Source organism: Nocardioides bruguierae (genome assembly GCF_023656415.1).
GTDB lineage: Bacteria > Actinomycetota > Actinomycetes > Propionibacteriales > Nocardioidaceae > Nocardioides > Nocardioides bruguierae.
This window is the reverse complement of the sequence record NZ_JAMOIL010000023.1, coordinates 83,669-93,950: the sequence shown is the minus strand read 5'-3', so window position 1 is coordinate 93,950 and position 10,282 is coordinate 83,669. Positions and strand designations below refer to the sequence as shown.

Sequence of the window (10,282 nt, the reverse complement as noted above, 5' to 3'; positions counted from 1 at the left end):
CGCTGGAGGAGGGGGCGCTGGGGGTGGGGTCCGCGACGACGGGGTCGGGGTCGTCGGAGGAGCACGCGGAGAGTGCGAGGGCGCTGGTGAGGGCCACGGCGGCCGCGAGCGGTCGGAGGGTCATGGTCTGCCTTCCCGAGAGGTGGCGCCTCGGCAGTGGGCGCGGTCTTTACCGTGGCAGTCCTTCCCGGGTCAGGCCAGCCCGAACCATCCAGCCTGTGGAGAACCGTGATCGCGGAGCGCGGCACGCACCTGGTGCGTGTGCGGCTCCGCGTTGATGTTGCGTGTGCTGGTTCGGGTCAGTCGCGGGTGTAGGTGACGCCGGTGGCGGTGAGGCGTGGGGTGGCGGTGCGGACCTGGATTCTCTGGGCGGGGCTGGTGGACTCGACGGTGCCGTCGACGTCTTGCCAGGTGCCGCCGTCGAGGCGCCAGCGGGCGGTCCAGGTGGTGGTGACGGCGAGGTCGGCCTGTTGGGCGGTCTCGTACTGGTGGGAGACGTAGGCGGTCATCGGGAGACCGGGGTCGTAGGCGCGACCGGGGTCGTCGGTGGTGAGTGAGGTGCCGTCGCCGAAGGTCCAGGTGAACTGGGCGGGCGTGATGTCGAGGTCGATGGTCCGGCCGAGGAGGGTGACGGTCTCGGTGAACGGTTCGGCCTCGGTGTGGACGAGGGTGTCGATGTTGACCAGGGTCTCCCCGTCGGGTGGCTGGATGACCAGCTCGCCGCGGGGAAGGTCCACCCGCTCGAAGGCTCGGCGCACCATGGCGGTAGTGATCGTCTGGGCAGGCACCGGCGCGGCCTCGGTTCCGTCGTCGCACCACTGGCCGGCCACTTGGAATCCGTCTCCGTAGTCCAGCAGGACGTTGAAGAGCAGGCCGTCGTTGTCGGCGCCGCAAGTCTGCTGCTCGCCACATCCGTAGAGGGCGTCGTTGCTGTTGCCCTCCCCGCGGACGCACTGGGGATCGAGGTAGCTGTCGACAACGGTCAGTCCAGCGTTGGCTGTCTGGCCCGTGATGGTTTGAGAGTCTTCCTGGTACTCGGACTGGGCGACGTTGAAGGCGTTGTCGCCGGGGGTGGGGTCGGCGCTGGCTCGGCTAGGAACGAGCAGGCAGGCGAGCAAGGCGACGAGCAGGCCGACGCGTCGACTCACAGCAGCACCATCTGCGAGACGGCCCAGCCACCGGCCCAGTCGAGGTCGAAGACGTACGTCGACTTCTGGGCAGGAGAAGTCTGAGGCTCTCCGCCGGCGGGAGCGACCGTCATCCTGGGCTGCTTGAACGTCACGGTGACCGTCTCGTCCGCCGTCTTCGACCGAGCCGATCGGGTCAGGGTCGCGATCGTCCAGCCACCGCCGCGGATCTCCCCGCCGCCCTCGTAGGTCGAGTCGATGAGATCAGCGAACGGCTCACACGAATCGCAGTCCTTCGTCGCCAGCTCACGGAGGGGACGGGCGTCGCCGCCCTGAAAGCTCGTGTTGAACACCTCCACCCAGTGATCCATGAACGCTTCCGCCCCTGCCGGTGTCTTCTCCTCCCACGGCTCCGCCGAGTCCTCGGAGGGCGTGGGGTCTGCGCTGGAGGAGGGGGCGCTGGGGGTGGGGTCCGCGACGACGGGGTCGGGGTCGTCGGAGGAGCACGCGGAGAGTGCGAGGGCGCTGGTGAGGGCCACGGCGGCCGCGAGCGGTCGGAGGGTCATGGTCTGCCTTCCCGAGAGGTGGCGCCTCGGCAGTGGGCGCGGTCTTTACCGTGGCAGTCCTTCCCGGGTCAGGCCAGCCCGAACCATCCTGCCTGTGGAGAACCGCCGGGAAGCATCTGGCAGCGGGTGGTGTTCTCGTGTCGAGAGAGTGACAAAGGGCCCGACATTTGCCCCGCGTCAGGCGTACAAGGCCGTACAAATCTCAGTATGCAGACGTTAGTCTCAGCATGCGGGATCTCGATTCGGCCCAACCGGAAAGCCGTGCCACAGTTCTGACCATGCTCACGACCTGGCTGACGAAGCGACGCGCAGTGGACCACTGCCGCGTCCAGGCGTCCCTGTGTCGAATGCGCTGACGCGCCGCCTCTGACCCACGACGCACCCTCCGCGGGTGCCGGCAGAGCAGCAGCGCCGGTCGCGCAGCGATCCCACCCGGCCACGTCCGGGTCGGAAGCGGCATGCGCCCCGAGATCGCCCTCGCACGTCGCAGCTCGCCCGCCGACGTCCGAGTAGCAGCGCCGGACGAGGCGCAGCGGGCTCCCGCTCGTCTGCCACCAGGCAGGCACCAGCTCAGGAGAGACATGTCCACGCTCGAGGCCCCGGTCAGCCGGGGAACGCAGCAGCAGGGCCAGCGCGGCATCGACCCGCGCGCCCCCCAGTTCAACGCCATCGTCACCGCGGTGGTGCTGGTCGCGATCCTCGTGACGCCCACCCCGGTCGCGATCGCGCTGACCGCGCTCCAGGCGGCGCTGTTCGCCACCGGCGCGATCCGCGGCGTGCAGAAGACCCCGCACGCCTGGGCGTTCCGCACCTTCGTCAAGCCGCGCCTCAGCGCCCCCACCGAGCTCGAGGCCCCCGAGCCGCCGCGGTTCGCCCAGGCGGTCGGCCTGGTCTTCACGGTGGTCGCGCTGGTCGGGTTCGCCGCCGGCGTCCTGCTGCTCGCCCAGGTGGCGATCGGCTTCGCCCTGGTGGCCGCCACCCTCAACGCGGTCTTCCGGTTCTGCCTGGGCTGCGAGCTCTTCCTGGTCTACAAGCGTGCCCTCGCGGCTCGCATCGCGTGACACCTGCCTGACACCTCGCCGGAGATGGCACCCACCCCACACAGTCCCTCGCGCCGAGCACGGCGCGACAAGAAAGGAATCACCATGAGCCGCGAGAACGTGCTGGTCACGGCCCAGTGGGTCGAGGACCACCTCGACGACGCCAACATCGTGCTCGTCGAGGTCGACGAGGACACCTCGGCCTACGACAAGGGCCACATCAAGGGCGCGATCAAGCTCGACTGGACGACGGACCTGCAGGACCAGGTCGTCCGCGACTTCGTCAACAAGCAGCAGTTCGAGGAGCTCCTCAGCAGCCGCGGCATCGCCAACGACGACACCGTCGTGCTCTACGGCGGCAACAACAACTGGTTCGCCGCCTACGCGTACTGGTACTTCAAGCTCTACGGCCACCAGGACGTCCGCCTGCTCGACGGTGGCCGCAAGAAGTGGGAGCTCGACAGCCGCGAGCTGACCGACGAGCTGCCCGAGCGCGCCGCCACCACCTACACCGCGCAGGACCAGGACAAGTCGATCCGCGCCTACCGCGACGACGTCGTGGCCGCCATCGGCGCGCAGAACCTCGTCGACGTGCGCAGCCCCGACGAGTACGCCGGTCGCCTCCTCGCCCCGGCCCACCTCCCGCAGGAGCAGGCGCAGCGCGCCGGCCACATCCCCACCGCCGCCAACGTGCCGTGGTCGAAGGCCGCGAACGACGACGGCACCTTCAAGTCGGACGCCGACCTGAAGTCGATCTACGAGGCCGCCGGCGTCGACTTCGGTAAGGACACCATCGCCTACTGCCGCATCGGCGAGCGCTCCTCGCACACCTGGTTCGTGCTCAAGGAGCTGCTGGGCCAGGAGAACGTCAAGAACTACGACGGCTCCTGGACGGAGTACGGCTCCCTCGTGGGCGTCCCGGTGGCCCTGGGTGACGAGAAGGGCGACGCCTGATGTGCGGCGCGACCGAGGGCGGTCTGTCCCTCGACGGCGTGGACGTCAAGAAGGAGGCCGTCGTGCAGGGCCAGGTGGTCCGCGACGGCAACCCGGTGCCAAACGCCTACGTGCGGCTCCTGGACGCCTCCGGTGAGTTCACCGCCGAGGTGCCGACCTCGGCCTCCGGCCACTTCCGGTTCTTCGCCGGCAACGGCGACTGGACCCTGCGCACCCTGGCCCCCAAGGCCGAGGTGACCGACAAGAAGGTCGTCGCCTCCGTCGGCTCCGTCGCCGAGGTGACCATCAGCCTCTGAGGCGCCTGCGGCTCCCGTCACGGCCCGTCGTCACTCCCCAGCGGGGGAGGGGCGGCGGGTCGTATCACGTCCGCGGCCCCGTGTTGCGTGGGTGCAGGGGTTCCCCGACATGGATGAATAACTGAAACGTGCGTACTGCCGATACATACCCATGGTGGTATTCCGAGCACTGATGGCTGCACGACCGTGCGCCCTGCTCCCGGGAGTCTCACATGAAGAAGCTGATCGTCGGCCTGCTGATGGCCGTTCTGATGTCAGCCGGCCTGGTGTCCACCACCGCCACGTCCGCGTTCGCGGGCTGCACGCCCACCGAGTACGTCACCTGCGGCACGCCGACCGTGCACAGCACGTCGGTGCCGATGAAGAAGGCCAACATGGCCAAGATCCGCGTGCGGATCTCCACGGGCCAGAAGAAGGCCAAGGCCGTCGGCTGGCTCTACGTCACCGTCACCCAGGGCGACACCGTCCGCACCAAGCGCGTCCGCTACAACGGCAACGGCTCGCCGCGCACGTTCGTCTTCAACAAGCTCGCGGCCGGCACCTGGAACTACACGGTCACCTTCGTCTCCGAGAAGGACAGCCGCTACAAGAACGCCGTCGACTCCGGCAAGGCCAAGGTCAAGGGCAAGAAGAAGGCCCGCGGCTGATCCGAGGTCTCCCGGTCGACCGCCACGCGGGGTCGAGGCGCCTCCCTCGGCCTCGCGCGCGGTTCGGGACGAGGCGGGGTGCGGTGATCGCACCAAGTGGACGGCGGCGGTGTGCTGAGATCTCGAGCGTGAAGAAGTGCGTCGTCTCGTTCCTGCTGCTGCTCCTGACCTCCGCCGGCCTCGTGGTGGTGTCGGGGGCGCCCGCGACAGCAGAATGCCCGTACACAAGCTGCGGCACCCCGGTGGTTCGGTCCGCGTCGCTCCAGGCCAAGGCGCGCAATCGAGCCATCATCGTGGCAAGGCCGGTGATGGGCCGCTCGGCTGAGTATCCGGGCGTCCTGGTGGTCACGCTCGTGAACTCGCGGGGCAAGGTGAAGACCAAGTCGGTGCGATATCGGGGCGACGGTACTCGGCGGACCATCTACGTCGACGGCCTGCGGCGTGGCCGCTGGAGCTACACGGTGATCTTCCTGCCGGAGGACTCGACGCTCAGGTGGGCCACTGCCTCGGGAACCACCAAGTGGGTCAAGGGCCGCAAGCGGGCCCGCAACTGAGGCTGTCCGTCAGGAGAGACGCGATTCACCCGTCCGGATCGCGGTTTCTGCGCACCGTCCGCCTGGATCGGGGCCGGACGCTCCCAGGGCTCGTACGAGGCGACAGAGGGATGGTCTGACCTGCAGAGACGCCGCAGTGCGTGAGGCGAGCCGAGTGCCCGGGAGGGCCACCCCATTTGTAACGTTCATGTTTCCGATTGGGTGGACGGGTGAACATCAGGCGTCGATATCGGCCTGACATCATCCGGAGTCCGAACATGGGCAAAGTTCTGTGGTTAGATCGCCTCTGCCACTACGACCCGGCGCCTGCTCCGGCGCCAGGACCTGGGAGTCTCACAATGAAGAAGCTGATCGTCGGTCTGCTGACCGCCCTGCTCATGAGCGCGGGCCTCGTCGCGACCACCTCCACCACCGCCACCGCGGCCTGCCCGTACACCGAGTGCGGCAACGTCAAGGTGAACGCGAAGGGTGCCGCTGCCAAGCGCGCCAACGTCGCCAAGATCCTCGTCCGTGTCGTCCAGGGCCGCCGCGTGGCCCGTCGCGCCAAGGGCACGATCACCATCACGCTGGTCAACAACGCCGGCAAGACCAAGTCCAAGACCATCGCCTTCAAGGGCACCCGCAAGCGCTTCGCGGTGAACATCCCGCGCCTGCGCAAGGGCAACTGGGCCTACACGGTCACCTTCACCCCCAACGCGAACAACTTCTTCAAGGGTGACAGCACCTCGGGCACCACGTTCGTCAAGGGCAAGCGCGCCCGCGGCTGAACGCCTGTCGCCTAGCGACCTCGTGCGAGGCGGGTCCCTCCCCGGAGGGGCCCGCCTCGTGCTGTGCTCGGCGGCTCGCGAGCCCGCCGCCGTCACGTTCCACAACGATCCGGACTCAGCCCGCGACGATCCCCGTGTTCGTCGCCACCGCCGGCTGTCCCTGACCTAGGTTGACCGCATGCTGCTCCGCCCCTGGCGTCTGATCGTCGGCGTCCTGGTGCTCCTCGTCCTCCTCGTGGTGGCCTGGTACGTCTACTTGGCCATCACCATCGCCACCGACCTCAATGCCGCCGTCGACGACGCGGACCGCGCGCGCTCCGTCGCCTCTCAGGGCGACGTCGATGCCCTGGACGCGCCGCTGGCCGACCTCGCCGAGCACAGCACCGCCGCCGCCGACCGCGCCAACGGCGTCTCGTGGGGCGTGCTGACGCACCTGCCCTTCGTCGGTGACGACGCCCGCGGCGTGCGTGCGGCCGCGACCGTGGCCAGCGACCTGTCCGCCGGCGGGCTGGACGACCTCCTCACGGTCGCCGACCAGATCGACGCGCTCGCCCCGCGGGACGGCCGGATCGATGTCGCCGCGGTCGAGGCGCTCCAGGAGCCCCTGGCCAACGCCGACACCCAGCTGCAGGACGCGCTGGCCACGCTCGAGGCCGAGGACTCCTCCGGGTACCTCGGCCGGCTGAAGGTGCAGTTCGACTCCCTGACCTCGCAGGTACGCACCGCGTCCGAGGCCGTCGGGTCCGCCACCACCGCCGCCCAGGTGCTGCCGACCATGCTCGGCGCCGACGGCCCGCGCACTTACCTGCTCATCTCGCAGAACAACGCCGAGGTGCGGGCCACCGGCGGCCTGCCCGGGCAGGTGTCGGTGCTGAAGGTCCGCAACGGACGCATCGAGCTCACCCGCACCGTGGCCGGCAACAGCTTCGGCCGCCGCGACAGCCCGGTGCTGCCCCTCACCGACGCCGAGCAGAGCGTGCTCGGCACGCTCTTCGGCACGTTCTTCCTCGACGCCAACTTCACGCCGGACTTCCAGCGGGCCTCGGAGATGTGGACGGCGCGCTGGGAGGAGACCTACCCGCAGACGCCCGTCGACGGCGTGCTCAGCCTCGACACCGTGGCGCTCTCCTACCTCATGGAGGGCATGGAGCCCGTCGAGGTCGACGGCGTCGAGCTCACCAGCGACACGGTGGTCGACGAGCTGCTCAGCAACGCCTACGCCCGCTACGAGAACCCGGCCGACCAGGACCGGTTCTTCGCGCAGGCCGCCGCCGCGATCTTCTCCCGCGTCACCTCGGGCGCGGTCTCGCCGCAGACGCTGCTGCCGAACCTCGTGGAGGCGGCGGACGAGGGTCGCGTGCTCATCTCCAGTGCCGACCCGGAGGTCAGCGACCTCCTCGCCGGCACCGACGTGGCCGGCGTGAGCCTCGACGCAGAGGACGAAAACCCCGTACCCGACGCGCCGACCATGTACGTCGCGCTCAACGACTCCACCGGCGCGAAGATGTCGTACTACCTGCGGGCCGACACCCAGGTCAGCGCGGCCTACTGCACGGGCTCCCAGCAGGCCTACACCGTGACCGTCAGCCTGACGTCGACGGCGCCGCGCGACGCGGCCGACCTGCCGAGCTATGTCACCGGAGGCGGGGTGTACGGCGTCGAGGAGGGCAACACCTCGACCCGCGTCCAGCTGTACTCGCCGCGCGGCGGGGCGATCGGCGACGTGGAGATCGACGGCCAGACCGCCGATGGCGACCTCCGCCAGTACGGGGACCGGGTCGTCTCCGAGCAGCCGATCGAGCTGGCGCCGGGCGACACCGCCCGCATCACCTGGCGCGTGGTCTCCGGCGAGGACCAGCCCGGCGACACCCGCCTGTGGGTCACCCCGACCATCGACGGCCCCGCCGGCTTCGAGACCGTGGGATCGGCCTGTGGCTGACCCGGTCTCCTGCTCGCACACTCTTGTCATCCGGCAGCCCGCGCGCGACGACGCTCGCACGGCCGCCCGCTCGACCCGCACCACCACAGGGAGGCTCTCGTGGAGCTGAAGGACTACCTGCGGATCCTCCGCGTCCACTGGCTGCTCATCGTGCTCACCACCGTGGTGGTGACCGGCGCTGCGGCCGCGTTCACGGCGCTGCAGACGCCGATGTACACCTCCAGCACGAAGATCTACGTGGCGGTCACCTCTGCCGACGACACGTCGCAGGCGGTGGCCGGCAACACGTACTCGCTCTCGCGGATGAACTCCTACCAGGACTTCGCCACGGGACGTTCCCAGGCCGACCGGGTCATCGACGAGCTCGGTCTGCAGGACTCGATCTCGACCGGCGAGCTCGTGGGCGAGGTGCAGGCCTCGGTCGTGGCCAACACGACCAACCTGGTGATCACGGTGAGCGATCCGTCCCCGCAGCGCGCCAAGGACCTGGCGCAGGCCTACGGACTCACGATGCTGGACCGCATCCGCGAGGTCGAGACCGAGGCCGGACAGCGCAGCGCCCTCGTGCGGGCGACCGTGATCGAGGAGGCGGAGGTGCCGACGGCCCCGTCGGCTCCCCAGCCGGTGCGCAACATCGGCCTGGGCCTCGTGCTCGGCCTGCTGCTGGGCGCCGGTCTCGCGGTGCTCCGCGACGTGCTCGACACCAGCGTGAAGCGTCCCGACGACATCGAGGCCTTCGACGTGCCGACGCTCGGCGCCGTGCCGTTCGACCAGGCCGCCAGGAAGTCGCAGCTCGTCACCGACCTGCCGGCCCACTCGCCCCGCACCGAGGCGTTCCGGGTGCTGCGCACGAACCTCCAGTTCATCGATGTCGACGCCGACAACCGGATCTTCGTCGTCACCTCCGCGCTGCCCGCCGAGGGCAAGACCACCACCGCGGTGAACCTCGCGCTGACCCTGGCGCAGGGCGAGCAGAAGGTGCTCCTCATCGAGGGCGACCTGCGCCGCCCCAAGGCCAGCGCGCCCCTCGGCCTGGACAACGCCGTGGGCGTGACCTCCGCGCTGGTCGGCAAGATCGGCTGGAAGGACGCGGTGCAGACCCACGCCAGCGGCCTCGACGTGCTGGCCAGCGGCGCGGTGCCGCCGAACCCGGCCGAGCTGCTCCAGTCGCAGGCGATGGCCACGCTGCTCACCGAGATCAAGGCGCTCTACGACGTCGTCATCATCGACGCCCCGCCGCTGCTGCCGGTGGCCGACGCGGCCCTGCTGGCCAAGCAGGCCGACGGCGCGATCCTGGTGGCCCGCTTCGGCAGCACCACCCGCGACCAGGTGGCCAGCGCGGTGGAGCGGATGCGCACCGTGGGCGCGCACATCTCCGGCTCGGTGCTGAACATGACCCCGGCCAACACCCGCCGCTACGGCTACGGGTACGGCTACGGGTACGGCTACGCCCCGGACGCCGGCCGTCGGAAGGCACTCGAGCCGAAGGACTGAGCGCAGGCGCACACCCGAGCAACACAGCAGGGCCCGACCTCACCGAGGTCGGGCCCTGCTGTTGTGGTGCGGGTGTTGTGCTGCTGGGGCAGCTCAGGGCCGGTCGAGCACCGCGCCGGAGGCGATGGTCTCGCTGCCGCGGCCGTAGTCGTCCTGGAGGCGGCAGATGTCGTCCTCGCCCAGGTAGGAGCCGAGCTGGGTCTCGATGACCACGAGCAGCTCGTCGTGCATGTTGGTGATGCGGTGCGGCTGCAGGATGTCGACGGTGATCGACTCGCCGGTGCGGACGATCACCTCCTCGCCGTCCACGATGGCGGTGCAGGTGCCGGCAGCGATGGTCCAGACCTCGGCACGGTGGTCGTGCGTCTGGTAGCTGAGCCGCTGGCCGGGGTTGACCTCGATGCGCTTGATCTTGAAGCCGTCACCTTCGTCGAGCACGTGCCAGGTGCCCCACGGGCGTACGTCGAACTCACCGATCATGGTGTTCTCCTAGGTTGGAGGGGCCCGTCCCGCCCCTTCGTGTCACCCAAACTAGAGAACGTTTCCCCATCCGGTGCAGGGTATGCAGGATTTTACCTTCGACGCAGGCCGCGGATCGCGGGACGCACGTCGACCAGGTAGACCAGCACGGCGATGACGAAGCCGATGCCGAACAGGGAGCGCACGCCGAACAGGAACATCACCGGCACCGCCAGCGCCAGGATGGCCACCCAGGCCAGCTTCGAGAGCTTGCCGGCGGCCTCGTAGGCCTCCGCGGGGAAGGTGATGGCGGTGACGAGGGCGAAGATCGTCACGGCGAGCACGACCAGCGAGAGCAGCGACCAGAGGTCGTTGGTGAGCCCGGTGAGGAACATGGTGGAAGCGTAGCCAACGCCCAGGGGCCCGGCCCGGTAACGGC

General features: G+C 69.5%; 12 protein-coding genes. 8 read left to right on the top strand and 4 right to left on the bottom strand.

Annotation, left to right across the window (positions count from 1 at the left end; genetic code table 11):
• Positions 1-299 precede the first annotated feature (299 nt).
• Together M8330_RS16350 and M8330_RS16345 are read right to left on the bottom strand one after the other, a co-directional pair.
• Positions 300-1,148 (bottom strand): hypothetical protein, encoded by an 849-nt coding sequence (locus M8330_RS16350; protein ID WP_250828189.1) that lies wholly within the window; start codon positions 1,146-1,148, stop codon positions 300-302.
• On the bottom strand, positions 1,145-1,693 hold the full coding sequence (locus M8330_RS16345; protein WP_250828188.1) for a DUF6318 family protein: 549 nt from the start codon (positions 1,691-1,693) through the stop codon (positions 1,145-1,147). Before M8330_RS16345 ends, M8330_RS16350 begins: the two co-directional genes overlap by 4 nt.
• 581 nt (positions 1,694-2,274) lie before the next feature.
• On the opposite strand from M8330_RS16345, the gene M8330_RS16340 reads away from it, so the two are divergent.
• The 8 genes from M8330_RS16340 to M8330_RS16305 all read left to right on the top strand — a co-directional run bounded on the left by M8330_RS16340 (position 2,275) and on the right by M8330_RS16305 (position 9,384).
• The gene (locus M8330_RS16340) at positions 2,275-2,754 is read left to right on the top strand and encodes a DUF4395 domain-containing protein (protein ID WP_250828187.1); all 480 of its coding nucleotides are present in this window, start codon (positions 2,275-2,277) and stop codon (positions 2,752-2,754) included.
• A gap of 84 nt (positions 2,755-2,838) precedes the next feature.
• Positions 2,839-3,687 (top strand): sulfurtransferase, encoded by an 849-nt coding sequence (locus M8330_RS16335; protein WP_250828186.1) that lies wholly within the window; start codon positions 2,839-2,841, stop codon positions 3,685-3,687.
• Positions 3,687-3,983 (top strand): DUF1416 domain-containing protein, encoded by a 297-nt coding sequence (locus M8330_RS16330; RefSeq protein WP_250055081.1) that lies wholly within the window; start codon positions 3,687-3,689, stop codon positions 3,981-3,983. The genes M8330_RS16335 and M8330_RS16330 overlap by 1 nt, the downstream gene beginning before the upstream one ends.
• 212 nt (positions 3,984-4,195) lie before the next feature.
• Positions 4,196-4,630 carry a hypothetical protein gene (locus M8330_RS16325; RefSeq protein WP_250828185.1) on the top strand — a complete coding sequence of 145 codons (435 nt, stop codon included), beginning with the start codon at positions 4,196-4,198 and terminating at the stop codon, positions 4,628-4,630.
• Positions 4,631-4,758: 128 nt separating this feature from the next.
• Positions 4,759-5,184 (top strand): hypothetical protein, encoded by a 426-nt coding sequence (locus M8330_RS16320; RefSeq protein ID WP_250828184.1) that lies wholly within the window; start codon positions 4,759-4,761, stop codon positions 5,182-5,184.
• Between the two features lie 338 nt (positions 5,185-5,522).
• Entirely contained in the window at positions 5,523-5,951 is a 429-nt protein-coding gene (locus M8330_RS16315) for a hypothetical protein (protein WP_250828183.1), read from the top strand.
• A 178-nt stretch (positions 5,952-6,129) separates the two neighbouring features.
• Positions 6,130-7,890 carry a DUF4012 domain-containing protein gene (locus M8330_RS16310; protein ID WP_250828182.1) on the top strand — a complete coding sequence of 587 codons (1,761 nt, stop codon included), beginning with the start codon at positions 6,130-6,132 and terminating at the stop codon, positions 7,888-7,890.
• A 99-nt stretch (positions 7,891-7,989) separates the two neighbouring features.
• Positions 7,990-9,384, top strand: coding sequence for a tyrosine-protein kinase domain-containing protein (locus tag M8330_RS16305; protein ID WP_250828181.1), 1,395 nt, complete (start codon positions 7,990-7,992; stop codon positions 9,382-9,384).
• A 93-nt stretch (positions 9,385-9,477) separates the two neighbouring features.
• Here the strand turns inward: M8330_RS16305 and M8330_RS16300 are convergent, their stop codons facing one another.
• Together M8330_RS16300 and M8330_RS16295 are read right to left on the bottom strand one after the other, a co-directional pair.
• A complete protein-coding gene (locus M8330_RS16300) occupies positions 9,478-9,864 on the bottom strand; it encodes a phosphomannose isomerase type II C-terminal cupin domain (RefSeq protein WP_250055090.1) in 387 nt (128 codons plus the stop codon).
• Between the two features lie 92 nt (positions 9,865-9,956).
• Positions 9,957-10,238 (bottom strand): DUF2516 family protein, encoded by a 282-nt coding sequence (locus M8330_RS16295; RefSeq protein WP_250055091.1) that lies wholly within the window; start codon positions 10,236-10,238, stop codon positions 9,957-9,959.
• Positions 10,239-10,282 lie beyond the last annotated feature (44 nt).

Excerpts from the sequence above, each read along its gene's own strand:
- M8330_RS16345 (WP_250828188.1), bottom strand. The coding sequence starts at position 1,693 with ATGACCCTCCGACCGCTCGCGGCCGCCGTGGCCCTCACCAGCGCCCTC.
- M8330_RS16340 (WP_250828187.1), top strand. The coding sequence starts at position 2,275 with ATGTCCACGCTCGAGGCCCCGGTCAGCCGGGGAACGCAGCAGCAGGGC.
- M8330_RS16335 (WP_250828186.1), top strand. The coding sequence starts at position 2,839 with ATGAGCCGCGAGAACGTGCTGGTCACGGCCCAGTGGGTCGAGGACCAC.
- M8330_RS16330 (WP_250055081.1), top strand. The coding sequence starts at position 3,687 with ATGTGCGGCGCGACCGAGGGCGGTCTGTCCCTCGACGGCGTGGACGTC.
- M8330_RS16325 (WP_250828185.1), top strand. The coding sequence starts at position 4,196 with ATGAAGAAGCTGATCGTCGGCCTGCTGATGGCCGTTCTGATGTCAGCC.
- M8330_RS16315 (WP_250828183.1), top strand. The coding sequence starts at position 5,523 with ATGAAGAAGCTGATCGTCGGTCTGCTGACCGCCCTGCTCATGAGCGCG.
- M8330_RS16310 (WP_250828182.1), top strand. The coding sequence starts at position 6,130 with ATGCTGCTCCGCCCCTGGCGTCTGATCGTCGGCGTCCTGGTGCTCCTC.
- M8330_RS16300 (WP_250055090.1), bottom strand. The coding sequence starts at position 9,864 with ATGATCGGTGAGTTCGACGTACGCCCGTGGGGCACCTGGCACGTGCTC.
- M8330_RS16295 (WP_250055091.1), bottom strand. The coding sequence starts at position 10,238 with ATGTTCCTCACCGGGCTCACCAACGACCTCTGGTCGCTGCTCTCGCTG.